The organism is Amycolatopsis sp. NPDC054798 (assembly GCF_053611505.1).
Map to the genome: position 1 here is coordinate 60,372 of NZ_JBSHAM010000012.1, position 16,055 is coordinate 76,426.

The following is a 16,055-nucleotide window of genomic DNA, read 5'->3' on the forward strand; positions in this document are numbered from 1 at the left end:
GAGTGGCGACGCGCTGGTCGACTCTGGCTCGTCGCCATTGAGTGGCGAAACCCTGGTCGGCTCGGAGGTGTCGCCGTTAATTGGCGAGACGCTGGTCGGCTCGGGCGCATCGTCGCTCCGCGGCGAAACGCTGCCCGACTCAGGTGCGTCGCCACTCAGCGGCGAGGCCGCACCCAGCTCAGCCATTTCGCCATTCAACGGCGAAGCGACGGTCGAGCCGGACGTCTCGCCGTTCAGCGGCGAAACGGCAGAGGGTCCAGGAACCTCGCCACCCACCGGCGATGCGCTGCCCAACTCGGGCGCGTCCCCACTCAGCGCCGACTCACCACCCACCCCAGAGTTTTCGCCACTCAGCGGCGACACACTGGTCAGCCCAGGATTTTCGCCCCCCACCGGCGACGTTTCACCGGCCGACGAATCACCCGAGCCGCCGGATTCGCCACTCACCGGCGACGCCCCACCCAAGGACGAACCACCCGAGCCACCCGATTCGCCACTCACCGGCGACGAACCCGAACCCCCAGGCCCACCCCCGCCGACACCCTCCACCGCACCAGACGTGACCTGCGATTCGCCATCCAGCGGCGATCTCCCGGCCCCCGCCATCACCGGCCCCCGGCGAGTCTCGACAACACGAACTCGCGCAGCACGTCCAGCTCAGTGTCGACCGCCACCTCGACCGGCCGCCCGGTCGATTCGATCGGAACCGCCCGCCGGTCGACGATCGTCATGCCGCGGGTCGGGCCAGGACCCGAATCGATGTCGACCGGATACGTCTCCGTGCGCAGGATGCCCGGGCGGATCGCCTCGGCGACGGCCACCGCGTCATGCATGACGATCCCGTCGTACCCGAGCACTTGGCGGTAGTGCGCGAGGTAGTCCGGCGTGAACGATTCCAGCGCCTGCCCGATCGGTCCGGACGCCGCGAGTTTCGCCAACCATGCACTGTCGACCGCGCACCGGTGAGTGAGATCGAGGGGGACCATCACGCACGGGACGTCATCCTCCGCGAGCACGCGCCGCGCCGCGTCCGGGTCGGCCCAGATGTTGAATTCGGAGACCGCGGTCGAGTTGCCGCGCGTGATCGCACCGCCCATCAGGACGATTCGCGCGATCTTCGAGCGCACCCCGGGGTGGGCGGCGAGCAGGGCGGCGATGTTCGTGAGCGGACCGATCGGCGCGATGGTCACCGGTTCGTCCGAGGCTTCGAGCAGCGAGACCATCAGGCTGACCGCGTCGGAGTCCTCGAGCGGGCGGGTGGCGTCGGGCAGCGAGTCGGCGTGTCCGGAAAGCCCGTCTAACCCGTGGACGGTGCTCGACCGGTGCGGTTCACGGTGAAGGAGAGGCCGCGCGGCGCCTGCGGCGACCGGCACGTCCGGGCGGTCGCACAGCTGCAGCAGCCGGCGCGCGTTCGCGGTGGTCGTGGTCAGCGGCACGTTGCCGAAGACTGTCGTCACGCCCAGCAGTTCGACGTCCGCCGACCTCGCGGCCAACGCGATCGCGAAAGCATCATCGACGCCGGGGTCGGTGTCGATGATCAGCTTGGTCCCCATCCTGCTCCCCTTGCCTGTGGCTGGCCGTCGTCCACAGGTTACGGTCAAGGGCATGACGTCGATGTGGGGTGCGCCCGCGTTGTCGCGCGTGCGCGCCTGGCGGCGGGCCCGGCGGGACCCGCACCAGGCGAAGTTCCTGACGGCCGACTCGCTGCGCTGGGTGCTGCGCAATCGCGCGTACACGCCTTGGTACCTCGTGCGCTATTACCGGCTGCTCAAATTCCGCATCGCGAACCCGCACATCATCCTGCGCGGCATGCTGTTCCTCGGCAAGAACGTCGAGATCCACTGCCGTCCCGGGTACGGCCGGATGGAGATCGGCCGCTGGGTGCACATCGGCGACGGCAATGCCATCCGCTGTCACGAAGGGTCCCTTCGCATCGGCGACAAGTCGGTGTTCGGGCGGCAGAACGTGATCAACTGCTACCTCGACATCGAGCTCGGCTCCGCCACGCTGGTCGCCGACTGGGTGTACATCTGCGACTTCGACCACGTGACCGCGGACATCCACGTCCCGATCAAGGACCAGGGCATCGTCAAGTCGCCGGTCCGGATCGGTCCGGACACGTGGCTCGGCACGAAGGTCAGCGTCCTCAAGGGCACGCGCGTCGGTCGCGGCAGCGTGCTCGGCGCGCACGCGGTGGTGCGCGGTGACATCCCGGACTACTCGATCGCGGTCGGCTCACCGGCCCGAGTGGTCCGGAACCGCGAGGACGACTACGCCGCGGATGCGGCCCGACGAGAGGCCGTCGCAGACATGGCGCGCAAGGCGAACAAAGCACTGCAGAAAACACTCGGCGACAGCTGACGTCGCGGGGGTCGCGCGTCGAGTTCAGTCGCGAAAATGACACGACAACGCCGATAGCCTCGCCTTATGAGCGAAGCTCTGCGTCGGCACGTCGCCGCCTTCAACGACCGTGACCTCCAAGCTCTCCTCGACGGCTTCACCGACGACGCGGTCTGGATCACCGGCAGCAGCGTCGCGCGCGGCCGCGACGAACTAACCGAGCTGTTCAGCGGTGCTATGGAACAACTTCTCCCGACGTTGACGGTCGAGAACGTTCTCGCGGACGGTGATCAAGTCGCCGCCCAATTGACGGAGCGGCTCACCCACAACGGCGAGGACCGCGTCTTCTCCATCGCTGGCTTCTATCGGCTGGCAGGAGACCGCATCAAGTCGGCGAAGATCTACCGCGAGGGCAGTGCCGAACTCGGCTGACCAGTGTTGCCGTTTTTTGGCGAATCGCGCTGACCTGCGAAAACGCTAGCCTGCGCAGCAGGTAGCGCGGAGGTTCGGCGTTTCCGGCTGACGTGGGTTGGCCAGCTTTCGACAAGGACATCTGCCCGCCGCGCCGGGCAAACGCTCCAGCCGCGGCGAACCCGAGACCCACTCGTCCGACCGTTGCAACAGCCGAGCGAGTGGTACCTCAGAGCAGGAAGTGGAACAGCGGACTCCCCGGCTCCACCCGCTCCACCTGAAGCGGGCTCTTCTCCAGCCGCGCCAGCAACCCCGGCAAATCCGCACGCCGCGGGATCTCGACGCCGATCAACGCCGGGCCGATCTCCCGGTTGTTGCGCTTCACGTACTCGAATCGCGTGATGTCGTCCTCCGGCCCGAGGATTTCGTCAAGGAACCGCCGGAGCGCGCCAGGTTCTTGCGGGAAGCTGACGAGGAAGTAGTGCTTCAACCCCTCATGCATCAGCGAACGTTCGAGAATTTCGCTGTACCGGCTGACGTCGTTGTTGCCGCCGGACACGACGCACACCACCGTCTGCCCCGGTTCGACCTGCACGCTCGTCCCCAGCGAAGCGGCCGCGAGCGCCCCCGCGGGTTCGGCGATGATGCCGTCCGACTGGTACATCGACAGCATTTCCGTGCACACCGCACCTTCGGCGACGGACGTAAGGTCCGCGCCGCTGTCCCGGATCAACGGGAAGGTCACCCGGCCGGCCTCGCGCACCGCGGCACCGTCCACGAACGGGTCTACCGCGTCGATCCGCACCGGCTCACCAGCTTCAAGCGCCGCCGCCATGCACATCGCGCCCGCCGGTTCGACGCCGACGACCCGGATGTCCGGATGACGCTCGCGGACCCACGTCGCGATCCCCGCCAGCAACCCGCCACCGCCGACCGGCACGACCAGGACATCTGGCACGAAGCCGAGCTGCGAAACCACTTCAAGCGCGACAGTGCCTTGACCGGCGACAGTGCGGACGTCGTCGAATGCCGGAACGAGCGTCGCTCCAGTGCGGTGGGCGTCGTCCTTAGCCGCTGCGAAAGCGTCTTCGTACGTCTCGCCGACAACGATGACCTCGATGTGCGCGCCGCCGAGCGCTGCAATGCGTTCACGCTTCTGCCGAGGCGTCGTGCCCGGCACGTACACGCGACCGTTCGCCCCTAAACGGCGACACGCGTACGCGACGCCTTGCGCGTGGTTGCCAGCGCTCGCGCATACGACACCGCGCTCCCGCGTCGCAGCGTCGAGCTGCACGATGAAGTTGTACGCGCCGCGGATCTTGTACGAGCGGACCGTCTGCTGGTCTTCGCGCTTGAGCCAGACGCGCGCGTCTACGCGGGACGAGAGACGCGCGTTGGGCTCCAGCGGAGTGCGTGTGACCACGCCCGCTAGCCGTTCGGCGGCCTGCTCGACCAGTTCTGCGTTCACCGTGTCGATGTCGTGCACTCGGGTGAATGTACTTCGCACCCGGTGAACACGTCCGGGGCACTCACGTCACAGACCGCGTTCACGTCTTCGGCACCGCCGGATACGGGACGAAGGTGCTGGTGTTTTCGTCGACCGTGAGCGGTTTGCCGATCGCCGGGAACGCGCGTTGCGAACAAGCGGGCCGGTCGCACACCTTGCAACCCATGCCGATCGGCGTCGCGGCGGCGGGTTCGTCCAGGTCAAGGCCGGTGGAGTAGATCAGCCGGCCGGCGTGCCGCAGCTCGCAGCCGAGGCCGACGGTGAACGTCTTGCCCGGGCTGCCGTAGCCGCCGATGTTGCGCGACACCGTCCGCGCGACCCAGAAGTACCGCTTGCCGTCCGGCAACGCCGCGATTTGCGTCAGGATCTTGCCCGGCGAGGTGAAGGCCTCGTAGATGTTCCACAACGGGCAGGCGCCGCCGACCCGCGAGAAGTGGAAACCCGCCGCCGACTGGCGTTTCGACATGTTCCCTGCGCGGTCCACCCGCACGAACGAGAACGGCACGCCACGCTGTTTTGGCCGCTGAAGAGTCGAAAGCCGGTGGCAAGTGGTCTCGAAACCCACGCCGAAGTGATCGCAGAGCCGCTCGATGTCGTACCGGAACTCCTCGGCCGCGGCCAGGAACGGGCTGTACGGCAGGATCAGCGCGCCGGCGAAGTAGTTCGCCAGGCCGACCCGCGCGAGCGTCCGCGCCGCCTGGCCGGAAAACGCCCACGAATCGGCGAGTTCGGTGATCAAGTCGTCGTATTCCAGCAGCGCGATCTGGGACGCCATCCGGAATGCCTGCTGTCCGACGCGCAGGCTCGGTGCCAGCCGCAACACCCGCGTCGCCGGCTCGTACCGATGCTGCTCGCCCGCGGATTCGTTGATGCCCTCGTTCGTCACGTCGACGCCGTATCGCTGCCAAAGCCGTTCCTTGAGGGACCCGAGCACCGACCCGCGCCGCAGCGGGATCTGGGCGGCCATCCGCTCGGCCCGTTCGTCCAGTTCGGCGACGTAGTTCTCCCGCTCGTAGAAGAAGTCGCGGACCTCCTCGTGCGGCAGCGGCGCGGCGGCGCTCCCATGCAGGCCGAGCCCGTTTTCCGTGGTCAGCGCGGCCGTGCTCTCCACTGCGTTGCGGTAGCTGCGATGCAGTTTCACCAGCGCCTGGGCGATGGACGGCAGATTGCTGGCCAGCTCGTTCAGCTCGCTCGTGGTCGCCTCGATGCCCACGGCCTCGTCGAGCAGGGCTTCTTTCACGTCAGCGACGAGCCGCGAGGTGTCGTTGTTGGCGAAGAACTCCGTGTCGACGCCGAACGCCTGCGTGATCCGCAGCAGCACCGGCACGGTCAGCGGGCGCGAGTTGTGCTCGATCTGATTGAGGTAACTGGGTGAGATCTCGAGCACACGGGCGAGGTCCGCCTGGCTCATCGACCGGCTTTCGCGCAAATGCCGCAGCCGCGCTCCGGCGAAAGTTTTGTCCATGAGAGCTCCGTCCGGCCGGAAGGTTTCCGGGCCTGAACGATTACGTGAACGATCAAGCCCGCGAATTTTCGCTGCGGTTGCGAACGGCAGATTCGCAACCTTTGCAACATGCTAGGCAATCTTCGCAGAAATTGGCAAATTGGAGCCGTAGACCGAGTTTTCCCGCTCGTGTCAGGGTCGTGACCAGGCAAGGCGAGCAATCGCAAACTTCGCAACACGGGAGAGTCCGATGACCGAGCAGGCCAATCAGCTCGAGCAGGCGGCGGCCGAGCTGGCCGAGCAGTGGAAGACCGACCCCCGCTGGGCGGGCGTCCAGCGGACCTACTCCGCCGCCGACGTGGTGAAGCTTCGCGGTTCGGTCGTCGAAGAGCACACCCTCGCCCGCCGCGGCGCCGAGAAGCTGTGGGAGCTGCTGCACAGCGAGGACTACGTCCACGCGCTGGGCGCCCTCACCGGCAACCAGGCCGTGCAGCAGGTGCGCGCCGGCCTCAAGGCTATCTACCTGTCCGGCTGGCAGGTCGCCGCCGACGCCAACCTCGCCGGCCAGACCTACCCGGACCAGAGCCTCTACCCGGCCAACTCGGTCCCGGCCGTCGTCCGCCGCATCAACAACGCGCTGGGCCGCGCCGACCAGATCAACTGGGCCGAGGGCAACGGCGACATCGACTGGTTCGCCCCGATCGTCGCCGACGCCGAGGCAGGCTTCGGCGGTCCGCTGAACGCGTTCGAGCTGATGAAGGGCATGATCGCGGCCGGTGCCGCGGGCGTGCACTGGGAAGACCAGCTCGCGTCCGAGAAGAAGTGCGGCCACCTCGGCGGCAAGGTCCTCATCCCGACCAAGCAGCACGAGCGCACCCTGAACGCCGCCCGTCTCGCCGCCGACGTGCTGAACGTGCCGTCCCTGGTCGTCGCCCGCACCGACGCGCAGGCCGCGACCCTGCTGACCAGCGACGTCGACGAGCGCGACCGCAAGTACCTCACCGGCGGCCGCACCTCCGAGGGCTTCTACGAGGTCAACAACGGCATCGAGCCGTGCATCGACCGCGGCCTGGCCTACGCGCAGTACGCCGACCTGCTGTGGATGGAGACCTCCACGCCGGACCTCGAGGTCGCCCGCAAGTACGCCGAGGCGATCAAGGCGCAGTACCCGGACCAGATGCTGGCCTACAACTGCTCGCCGTCGTTCAACTGGAAGAAGCACCTCGACGACGACACCATCGCGCGGTTCCAGCGCGAGCTCGGCGCCATGGGCTACAAGTTCCAGTTCATCACGCTGGCCGGTTTCCACGCGCTGAACTACTCGATGTTCGACCTGGCGCACGGCTACGCCCGCAACGGCATGAGCGCCTACGTCGACCTGCAGGAGCGCGAGTTCGCTTCGGAGGAGCGCGGCTACACCGCGACGAAGCACCAGCGCGAGGTCGGCACCGGCTGGTTCGACCTGGTGTCCACCGCGCTGAACCCGGAGAGCTCGACCACCGCGCTCAAGGGTTCGACCGAAGAAGACCAGTTCCACTGACGCACCCCGCGGGCCGGCGATTCCGGTCGCCGGCCCGCCCCCTTCCTTTCCCCCTTCGCGGAGGTACGAGATGGCTGACACGTTGAACACCCGCATCGAGGTCACCGGGCCCGCCGATGGCCGCTTCGCCGAGATCCTCACCCCGGCAGCACTGGACTTCGTAGCCAAACTCGACAACACCTTCGCCGGACGCCGCCGCGAACTCCTCGACGAGCGCCGCCGTCGTCGCGAGCGGCTGCAGTCGGGGGAGGAGCAGCTGGACTTCCTGCCCGAGACGCGCTCCGTCCGGGCGGACGAGAGCTGGCACATCGCCCCCGTCGCGCCCGGTCTCGAGGACCGGCGCGTCGAGATCACCGGCCCGACCGACCGGAAGATGACGGTCAACGCGCTCAACTCCGGCGCGAAGGTGTGGCTGGCGGACTTCGAGGACGCCACCTCGCCGACCTGGCACAACGTCATCGACGGCCAGCTCAACCTGTTCGACGCCATCCGCCGCAACATCGACTTCACCACCGAGGCCGGCAAGCGCTACACGATCGGCGACGACCCGGCGACGATCGTCGCCCGTCCCCGCGGCTGGCACCTGGTCGAGAAGCACATCCGCATCGACGGCCGCCCGGTTTCGGCGAGCCTCGTGGACTTCGGCCTGTACTTCTTCCACAACGCCCGGCAGCTCCTGGCGCGTGGCAGCGGCCCGTACTTCTACCTGCCGAAGCTGGAAAGCCACCAGGAAGCGCGACTGTGGAACGACGTCTTCCTGCTGGCGCAGAAGGAACTCGGCATCCCGCGCGGCACGATCCGCGCGACCGTGCTGATCGAGACGATCACCGCGGCCTTCGAGATGGACGAGATCCTCTACGAACTCCGCGAGCACGCGGCCGGCCTGAACGCCGGTCGCTGGGACTACATCTTCAGCGTCATCAAGAACTTCTCCGCGCACGGTGCCGACTTCGTACTGCCGGACCGTGCTCAGGTGACGATGACGGTCCCCTTCATGCGCGCCTACACCGAACTGCTCGTCAGCACTTGCCATCGTCGCGGGGCGCACGCGATCGGCGGAATGGCGGCGTTCATCCCGAGCAAGGACCCGGCCACCAACGAAAACGCGCTGCAGAAGGTCCGCCAGGACAAGGAACGCGAGGCAGGCGACGGCTTCGACGGCTCGTGGGTCGCGCACCCCGGCCTGGTGCCCGTGTGCCGCGAGGTGTTCGACCGCGTGCTCGGCGGCTGGCCGAACCAGCTCGGCAAGCTGCGCGAAGACGTGTCGGTCGAAGCTTCGGACCTGCTCGACGTCGCGAGCGCCGGCGGCGAGGTGACCGAAGCGGGTGTGCGGGCAAACATCAACGTCGCCCTCCGCTACATCGACTCCTGGCTGCGCGGCACCGGTGCCGCGGCGATCCACAACCTCATGGAGGACGCCGCGACGGCCGAGATCGCGCGGTGCCAGGTGTGGCAGTGGATCCGCAACGGCACGAAGCTCGAGGACGGCACGGCGCTGACCCACGAGCTGGCCGTCGAGTTCCTGGACGACGAACTGGCGAAGGTCCGCACGGACCTCGGCCCGTCGGCCCGCCTCGACGACGCCCGCGCGATCTTCACCGAAACCGCCCTCGGCGAGAAGCTGCCGAGCTTCCTCACGACTGTCGCCTACGCCCGCTACCTGACCGAGCGGTGACAGGCTCCGGTCGCCAGTGACCTGACCACCGGCGACCGGTTACCCCGCACCACATTTTGGGATGGTGCTGGGGACGGGTCCGGTGGCGGAGGCTCCCCGCCACCGGACCCGGGTCTTTCCGGACCCGCGCACCTTCGCCTCTTGCTGGGCGAGGGGGCGCGGGTTTTCGGTTTCGCGGAGGTGTTCCGGTGCTTCTGCGCTCTTTGCTCGGGTTCCTACTCGCCTCCGTGCCCGTGACTTGACGCCTGCGCATACCCGGACGCTGGTGCCTCCGGGCTGTTGCTTGGGTTTTCACGGTCGCTCGGCGGCAGATCCCTTCGGTACGGTTGATCACGGCCCACGTCTGAGCCTCCTGATCGCTGCCGTCGGTTCGACCGCGCCACCCGGCCCGGACACGACATCCAACCCCAGCCGCCTGCTTCCTCCGAACCGGCTCATGCCAAGTTGACCTTGTCCGCTCCGCCCAAGCGGGATCCAGACGCTTCCCGCGCCCAACCGTCGCGCTCGCTAGGCGGCCAATCCAGCCAAGAATCCGGCTCCTCACTCCGTCCGGCTGGCGATACGACCGGGCTTCGCGGAACTCTCGACCCCCGACCTCGGCCGCTCGAACTGCCCGTTGCCGCTCAGTGGCGAATACCTGGTCAACGCCATTTTTCAAGTACTGATCGCCCTGCTGCCCACTGCAGCTCGCGTCCTTGGCAGCCACCCTGAATCCCTACTCCCACCCGCCGCGCACCCCTTGCTTATTTGATTCGACATACATATATTGCACATGTAACTACCTGGGGGAGCGTCGCCGGCGAGGGTGCCGAGCAGCTTCCGACCTCACTCGCACCCGGAGAAACCATGCACTGGCTTTACCTCGGCATCGCCGTGTTCTTCGAGATCGCCTTCGCGCTCGGAGCCAACGCCACCGACGGGTTCACCAAGCTGTGGCCGTCGGTGTTCACGCTGGTCATGGCGGCTGGCGGCATCTTCTTCCTCAGCCGCGCCCTGCTGAGCATGGACGTCGGCGTCGGCTATGCGATCTGGACCGGTCTCGGCTCGGTCGGCATCGTGCTGCTGGGCGCGCTGATCTTCAAAGAGAAGCTCAACTGGCGCAAGCTCATCGGCTTCGGCCTGGTGGTCTGCGGCATCATCGGGCTCCAGCTGACCGGTGCCTGACTCTCATTTTCCCGCTCCCGAAAGGATTTCCGCTGTGTCCGTTCAGCCCGAGGCAGCACCAGTCATCGCGCCGGAGAAGGTGCAGACCACCCGCCGAGCGTGGGGCATTCTCCTCTTCGCCGGAGTCTGCGAAATCGCGTTCGCCGTCAGCACGGACGGCAGCCGCGGCTTCACCAACCTGCCGTGGTCCATCGCCACAGTGCTCACAGCTGCCGCCACGATTTTCACGCTCAGCCTGGCCTTGCGCACGATCGACGTCGGCGTCGGCTACGCGGTCTGGACCGGAATCGGCGCGAGCGGTGCCGCGATCTTCGGCGCGATCATCTTCGGCGAAAGCCTGGGACCGCTGCGAATCCTGTTCCTGGCTGTGATCATCGCCGGAGTCATCTGTCTCAAACTCGCCGGCGGCTCAACCGATTCGGCGAAAACCGACGACTGACCGTATCCATCTCGGCGTCCCGCAGATCAACTGGCATCGACCCTGCCTAGGCCTGGCCGAAGGCACCGATGATCGCGTTTTGTCACTACGCTGCACCGGCGCGGCACCATTGTTTGCGACTAAACTGGAGGCCAGCCGAATGCCCATGGCGACAGTCAACGACCGCAGGCTTTTCTTCGCCGACACCGGGGGAGACGGACCGGTCGTGCTCTTGAGCCATGGCTACTTCCTGGACCACTCAACCTTCTCGCCGCAAGCAGCGATGCTCGCGCCGGAGTGGCGCCTGATCACCTGGGACGCCCGCGGTCACGGGCAAACCCCGGACGACGACCCCGGTGCGTCCTACACCTATTGGGACCAGGCCAAAGACGCGCTCGGACTGCTGGACCACCTGGGCATCGAACGCGCCGTCGCAGGCGGACTGTCCCAAGGCGGCTTCACAGCACTGCGGATTGCATTGCTGGCACCCGAACGGGTCGCAGGCCTCGTCCTATGGGGCACCGAAGCAACACCGTGCGATCCAGCCGACAAAGCAGCCTACGGCGACATGTTCGCCGCATTGCGCGAATATGGCCCCATTGATGACCTCATCATACCCCTGTCGACACAGTTGCTCGGAGAGTCCGACCTACGTGACGAGTTGCGCGCACGATGGCGTGCCGCACCCGCGCTACCGTTAGGCCCGGCCGCGCACTGCCTGCTGGAGCGAGACGGCATCTCGAATCGCCTGAACGAAATCACCTGCCCGACGTTGCTGATGTGGGGCGAACAGGACGTTTCCCTTCCTCGTGACCGCATGGACCTGCTGAGCGAACGCCTCCCGAACGCAGGCGACGTGCAAGTGATCCGCGGCGCGGCCCACACGCCAACTCTGACTCATCCGGAGCAGGTCAACCCGCTGCTGCAACAGTTCCTGCAGTCGTTGCCCTGACCGGTTCCGTCAAGCGATCAAAGCCAGGCCGCGAAACAGCGCAACGATCCGTCTAGCTTCTGGTGCATTCAGAACGCCTAGTCCCGCCCCTGCTCCGATGCCACGCTCTCCAGACAACGAGCGAGTTCACGAACGTCAAATGCATGCACGCACATGTGCTATACAAGAGGTCTCGGCGTCGCTCCAAGATGCCGGACGCGGTTTGCCTGAGAGGTCGTTCCCGTGGCCACCACACCTTCCCCTGGACGCAAGTCAACAGGGGCGAAACTCACCACCCTCGGCGCGATGTGGCCCCGCATGATGGCGCTCCGCAGCCGTATCGACCACGAGGTCGAACAAGCCCTGCAACGGCAGCTGCACCTGGGTTTCTCGGAATTCGTCGCCCTGATGTCACTGGCCGATCGTCCCGACGGCGAACTCCGCATGCAGGAACTCGCGGACGCGACGTCGCTCAACCAAAGCTCCGCGACCCGCCTCGTCGGCCGGCTAGAGCGGACCGGCCTCACCGAACGCCGTCTCTGCGAATACGACCGCCGCGGCGTCTACACCGGAATCACTGACGCCGGACGGGCCACGTTGCGCAAAGCCGTCCCGGTCTACGAAGCCGCCCTGGCCGGCGCGTTCGACCGAGTGGCAGCAGACCCTGACTACCGCGACCTCATCGCGGCCGTCGATCCCCGCTGACAGGTGCCCTGACCAGGCAGTCGCCACTGAACGGCGAATTTCCGAATCCGCCGTCGAACCAGCGCGTCCTACACCTCGAACGCGTTGCCAGTCGCGATCTTCGGCCGCCCCAACTCCACTGGCTCGCCGACTCGAGCCCGCCGATAGACCTCGACGGTCGCCTCCGCGATCCGCCCCCAATCGAAATCCGCGCCGAGCCGGGCCTGAGCCGCACGCGCGCGCCGGGTCGCAGCCGGGACGTCACTCAAGACGGTCACCACGGACGAGGCGAGACCGGCGACGTCACCCGGCGCGAAAGCCAAGCCGGTCTCCCCGTCGATGACCACCTCGCCAAGCCCACCCGCGGTCGACGCCACCAGCGGCGCTTTCGCCGCAGCGGCCTCCAGCGCGACGATCCCGAACGGCTCGTACCGGCTCGGCAACACGACCGCGTCGGCCGCGGCGAGAAGAGCACGCAGGTCGCGGTCGGAGAGATGACCGACGAAGTCCACCGCCCGCCGAATCCGCAGTTTGCGAGCCTGCGCGACGAGCTCGTCGTGATGTCGCCCTTTTCCGGCGACGACCACTCGTGTTCCCGGGAACTGACGGCGGATCCGGGGCAACGCGGCCAGCAGGTCTTGAACGCCCTTTTCCCACTCCAACCGGCCGAAGAACAGCAGGAACGGGGCACCGTCCGGGCTGTGCTGCTCCCGCATCCTCGCGACTTCGCCGGAGGACACCCGCCAGCTGCGTCCCTCGATGCCATTGTGGATCACCGCGACGTCGGCCGGATCGATCTCGAAGAGATGCGCGACTTCCTTGCGCATGGCCTGCGAACAGGTGATGACCGCGTCGGAGCGGTTGGCAAGCCACCATTCGACCGAATGCACCTGCTGATTGAGCGGATGCGACAGCCAACCCGAATGCCGGCCCGCTTCGGTCGCATGGATCGTCCCGACGAGCGGCACCCGGGCCGCCTCGGCGACAGCGATCGCCGGATGCGTGACCAGCCAGTCGTGGGCATGGACGACGTCGGGCTGCCACGTGCGGAGCAAATCCTGCGCAGCCCGGATCATGGCGTGCCCCATGGCGAGCGTCCACGCGACGAGGTCCCGCTCGAAAGTCAGGTGCATCGGATCCTCGGCCACCCGGACAACCCGGACCCCTTCGATGACCCGATCGCTACGCGGATGCGTCGAGGCGTCGGTACCCGCCGCGTGCCTGCACAGCACGACTACTTCGTGGCCCTGCTGCGCGAGGTGCCGCGCCAGCGCGTGAACGTGCCGGGCCAGCCCGCCGATGACCACCGGCGGGTACTCCCAGGACAACATCAGCACGCGCATGGCCCGAGGTTACTCGCCAGTCGCTAACCCCGGGGCGGCCGCCCGAGCGACCGCCGGAAAGTCCCGTCGGTACCTGGCGGAAAAGTGCCTGAGCAGGGAAGAAGCCGCTGGTCAGAGAGTTTCGCCAAAAAACGGCAACAGCTCCGCCCGGTCGGTTCGCCAGCCCGTGACGACCGCATCGACGCAGCTCAGCCCGTTTGTCCCGGACAGTATCGTCGGCCAAACCGATCCGTAAGTTCGCGCTGCGACCACGCACTGAAACCGGCGGCCTTCACCCGCCGCAGCTACCTCCGTTCCCCGGGCTTCAGCGCGCTCATCTGCGGCTGACCAGCTATTAGCCGCTGAGTGGCGAAACGGTCGCCGACGGCAGCTCCACGCCTCCCAAGGAGGCTCCGCCGAGGACCAGCCGACGACCACCGGAACCCTGACCCAACCATCGAGCAGGATCCGTTCACCGACCGTCCCAGCGGTCCTCAATCCATGCCGCGGCTCGCGGTTCTCTGCCACCATGATCGGTGATGACTCCGACAGAGCCCGAATGGCAGCGCGCGCATCCGCCGCTGACCACACCGTGGACCGACCGAGTCGACCCGGCTGCGGTGCTGCCCGAGTATCCGCGCCCCCAGCTGCGCCGGCCGGAATGGCTGAGCCTCAACGGCATCTGGGAGTACGCAGGATGGCCTGCTTCGCCCGCAGAGCCGCGACCAATCGGGTACAGCGAGCGCATCCTGGTTCCCTTCGCGCCGGAGTCGGCGCTCTCCGGGATTGGCCGACGCGACGAAGTGCTGTGGTACCGACGGTTGTTCGAGATCCCTGAAAGCTGGCGTGGGCAACGGGTGTTGCTGCATTTCGGTGCAGTCGACCAGAAGGCCGAGGTGCGGGTCAACAACCAGTCGGTGGTCACCCATGAGGGCGGGTATACCTCGTTCCCAGCGGACATCACGGACGCGCTCCGTGCATCAGGACCGCAGGAAATTACCGTTCGCGCAGAGGACCGCACGGACGTCGAGCCTTACCCGATCGGCAAGCAGCGCAACGAACCTGGCGGTATCTGCTACACGTCGACGTCGGGAATCTGGCAGACCGTGTGGGTCGAACCGGTGCCGAACGAGCGCATTTCATCCCTGGAAGTCACCTCGGACTTATCCGGCGTTTCGGTGTTCCCGCAGGTCACGGGCGGTACTCAAGTGGAGTTGGTTGTTTCGCCGCCAAACGGCGACGAGGCAGCGCGCATTCTGGGCACCGCGGGTGCACGCCTGCGGGCCAACCTTCCGGAACCGCACCCGTGGTCTCCCGACGATCCGTTTCTCTACGACATCACCGTCCGTCTGCTGGATGCGCACGGTGACGTCGTGGACGAGGTCGCCAGTTATTGCGGCCTGCGAACGGTAGAAATCGTCCCGGATGTCGACGGACGGCCACGGATCGCGTTGAACGGCCGGATCACCTTCCTGCACGGACCACTCGACCAGGGCTACTGGCCGGACGGCGGTTACACCGCGCCGACGGACGAAGCGCTCCGGTTCGATCTCGAGAAGACGAAGGAACTCGGGTTCAACCTGGTCCGCAAGCACGTCAAGGTAGAGCCCGCGCGCTGGTACTACTGGGCGGACCGGCTAGGGCTGGTCGTCTGGCAGGACATGCCGTCGCTGGTTGTCTCATTCGCCGGGCCGCCCGGCCACGCACCGGATCCGTTGCCCGAAGGACAGCGGCGATTCGAGGCTGAATTGCGGGAAATGATCGCCCAGTTGCGCAATGTCACGTCGATCGTTGCCTGGGTGCCGTTCAACGAAGGCTGGGGAGAATTCGACACGGCCCGGATAGCAGCACTCGCCAAAGAACTCGACCCGACTCGGCTGGTGATCGCCAACAGCGGCGTGAACTGCTGTTTCTCCCGCCCGGACACTGGTGCCGGCGACGTCTACGACGATCACACGTACGTCGGGCCAGGGGAGCCGCACGAGGGGGACCATCGCGCATTGGTGGACGGCGAATACGGTGGCCTGGGCTTGGTCCTCGAGGGCCACATCTGGCCAGGTCCGCCCAACGCGTACGAGATGACAACCGATTCCGCGCACCTCACGCGCCGGTACGCGGAGGTGAGTGAACGCCTCGAAGAGGTGGTTTCCGCTCTGGGGTTGTCCGGTGCGATCTACACTCAGACCACTGATGTAGAGAACGAAGTGAACGGCCTCCTTACCTACGACCGCCGAGTGCAGAAGCTCGACTTCGCCGAAGCCTCGAACCACAACCGAACGGTGATTGCGCGTGGTTCGTACCCCGAGGTGAAGACCGCAGCCGAGCTGGCTGGCGAGGCTCCGGACAGCCGTTGACCAGCGATTCGCCACTGAGCGGCAACGCAAGATAGACAGTCCCGTCCAGGGACTGCGGCCTGGGGGACGAACCAGGCTGACTTGCGATTCGCCGCTCAGCGGCGACAACCTGGACAACGGCGTGTTCGACGCTGGCGAGATGCTGTGTGTCCGGACATGCTGCTTCACGTCACCGGTCAGCGACTACAGCGCCGCGGCGACCGGTGATGCCGAATTGCCGGTGAACGGCGACAGAGCCCAGCTGGCCCCGCGTCGGCGAGTTGTT

The 16,055-nt window shown here is 66.8% G+C and carries 13 protein-coding genes; 9 read left to right on the forward strand and 4 right to left on the reverse strand.

The genetic code is table 11. From position 1 onward, the window contains the following. Positions 1 to 605: 605 nt before the first annotated feature. On the reverse strand, positions 606 to 1,553 hold the full coding sequence (locus ACWGIC_RS10645; RefSeq protein ID WP_452075654.1) for a nucleoside hydrolase: 948 nt from the start codon (positions 1,551 to 1,553) through the stop codon (positions 606 to 608). A gap of 52 nt (positions 1,554 to 1,605) precedes the next feature. Here ACWGIC_RS10645 and ACWGIC_RS10650 point away from each other — a divergent pair, with 52 nt between their 5' ends. Then, complete coding sequence (locus ACWGIC_RS10650; RefSeq protein ID WP_452075655.1) at positions 1,606 to 2,361, forward strand: acyltransferase; 756 nt, start codon at positions 1,606 to 1,608, stop codon at positions 2,359 to 2,361. A 66-nt stretch (positions 2,362 to 2,427) separates the two neighbouring features. Then, positions 2,428 to 2,772, forward strand: a complete 345-nt coding sequence (locus tag ACWGIC_RS10655; RefSeq protein WP_452075656.1) for a nuclear transport factor 2 family protein — start codon at positions 2,428 to 2,430, stop codon at positions 2,770 to 2,772. Between the two features lie 208 nt (positions 2,773 to 2,980). Here ACWGIC_RS10655 and ilvA read toward each other — a convergent pair whose 3' ends face one another. Beyond that, the gene (ilvA, locus tag ACWGIC_RS10660) at positions 2,981 to 4,237 is read right to left on the reverse strand and encodes a threonine ammonia-lyase IlvA (protein WP_452075657.1); all 1,257 of its coding nucleotides are present in this window, start codon (positions 4,235 to 4,237) and stop codon (positions 2,981 to 2,983) included. Between the two features lie 61 nt (positions 4,238 to 4,298). Next, positions 4,299 to 5,723: a short-chain fatty acyl-CoA regulator family protein gene (locus ACWGIC_RS10665; protein WP_452075658.1), complete on the reverse strand. Its 1,425-nt coding sequence runs from the start codon at positions 5,721 to 5,723 to the stop codon at positions 4,299 to 4,301. Between the two features lie 229 nt (positions 5,724 to 5,952). On the opposite strand from ACWGIC_RS10665, the gene aceA reads away from it, so the two are divergent. The 6 genes from aceA to ACWGIC_RS10695 all read left to right on the forward strand — a co-directional run bounded on the left by aceA (position 5,953) and on the right by ACWGIC_RS10695 (position 12,135). Then, complete coding sequence (aceA, locus tag ACWGIC_RS10670; RefSeq protein ID WP_037811829.1) at positions 5,953 to 7,242, forward strand: isocitrate lyase; 1,290 nt, start codon at positions 5,953 to 5,955, stop codon at positions 7,240 to 7,242. A gap of 70 nt (positions 7,243 to 7,312) precedes the next feature. After that, positions 7,313 to 8,917, forward strand: a complete 1,605-nt coding sequence (aceB, locus tag ACWGIC_RS10675; RefSeq protein ID WP_452075659.1) for a malate synthase A — start codon at positions 7,313 to 7,315, stop codon at positions 8,915 to 8,917. A gap of 846 nt (positions 8,918 to 9,763) precedes the next feature. Next, positions 9,764 to 10,081, forward strand: coding sequence for a DMT family transporter (locus ACWGIC_RS10680; protein ID WP_452075660.1), 318 nt, complete (start codon positions 9,764 to 9,766; stop codon positions 10,079 to 10,081). A gap of 34 nt (positions 10,082 to 10,115) precedes the next feature. After that, positions 10,116 to 10,520 (forward strand): DMT family transporter, encoded by a 405-nt coding sequence (locus tag ACWGIC_RS10685; RefSeq protein ID WP_452075661.1) that lies wholly within the window; start codon positions 10,116 to 10,118, stop codon positions 10,518 to 10,520. 145 nt (positions 10,521 to 10,665) lie between these two features. Next, positions 10,666 to 11,451 carry an alpha/beta fold hydrolase gene (locus ACWGIC_RS10690; RefSeq protein ID WP_452075662.1) on the forward strand — a complete coding sequence of 262 codons (786 nt, stop codon included), beginning with the start codon at positions 10,666 to 10,668 and terminating at the stop codon, positions 11,449 to 11,451. Between the two features lie 285 nt (positions 11,452 to 11,736). Beyond that, entirely contained in the window at positions 11,737 to 12,135 is a 399-nt protein-coding gene (locus ACWGIC_RS10695; RefSeq protein ID WP_452075663.1) for a MarR family winged helix-turn-helix transcriptional regulator, read from the forward strand. Positions 12,136 to 12,203: 68 nt separating this feature from the next. Here ACWGIC_RS10695 and ACWGIC_RS10700 read toward each other — a convergent pair whose 3' ends face one another. Further along, positions 12,204 to 13,457 carry a glycosyltransferase family 4 protein gene (locus ACWGIC_RS10700; RefSeq protein WP_452075664.1) on the reverse strand — a complete coding sequence of 418 codons (1,254 nt, stop codon included), beginning with the start codon at positions 13,455 to 13,457 and terminating at the stop codon, positions 12,204 to 12,206. Between the two features lie 518 nt (positions 13,458 to 13,975). Here ACWGIC_RS10700 and ACWGIC_RS10705 point away from each other — a divergent pair. Beyond that, entirely contained in the window at positions 13,976 to 15,790 is a 1,815-nt protein-coding gene (locus tag ACWGIC_RS10705) for a glycoside hydrolase family 2 protein (protein ID WP_452075665.1), read from the forward strand. Positions 15,791 to 16,055 lie beyond the last annotated feature (265 nt).

Excerpts from the sequence above, each read along its gene's own strand:
- ACWGIC_RS10645 (WP_452075654.1), bottom strand. The coding sequence starts at position 1,553 with ATGGGGACCAAGCTGATCATCGACACCGACCCCGGCGTCGATGATGCT.
- ACWGIC_RS10650 (WP_452075655.1), top strand. The coding sequence starts at position 1,606 with ATGACGTCGATGTGGGGTGCGCCCGCGTTGTCGCGCGTGCGCGCCTGG.
- ACWGIC_RS10655 (WP_452075656.1), top strand. The coding sequence starts at position 2,428 with ATGAGCGAAGCTCTGCGTCGGCACGTCGCCGCCTTCAACGACCGTGAC.
- ACWGIC_RS10665 (WP_452075658.1), bottom strand. The coding sequence starts at position 5,723 with ATGGACAAAACTTTCGCCGGAGCGCGGCTGCGGCATTTGCGCGAAAGC.
- aceA (WP_037811829.1), top strand. The coding sequence starts at position 5,953 with ATGACCGAGCAGGCCAATCAGCTCGAGCAGGCGGCGGCCGAGCTGGCC.
- aceB (WP_452075659.1), top strand. The coding sequence starts at position 7,313 with ATGGCTGACACGTTGAACACCCGCATCGAGGTCACCGGGCCCGCCGAT.
- ACWGIC_RS10680 (WP_452075660.1), top strand. The coding sequence starts at position 9,764 with ATGCACTGGCTTTACCTCGGCATCGCCGTGTTCTTCGAGATCGCCTTC.
- ACWGIC_RS10690 (WP_452075662.1), top strand. The coding sequence starts at position 10,666 with ATGGCGACAGTCAACGACCGCAGGCTTTTCTTCGCCGACACCGGGGGA.
- ACWGIC_RS10695 (WP_452075663.1), top strand. The coding sequence starts at position 11,737 with ATGTGGCCCCGCATGATGGCGCTCCGCAGCCGTATCGACCACGAGGTC.
- ACWGIC_RS10700 (WP_452075664.1), bottom strand. The coding sequence starts at position 13,457 with ATGCGCGTGCTGATGTTGTCCTGGGAGTACCCGCCGGTGGTCATCGGC.
- ACWGIC_RS10705 (WP_452075665.1), top strand. The coding sequence starts at position 13,976 with ATGACTCCGACAGAGCCCGAATGGCAGCGCGCGCATCCGCCGCTGACC.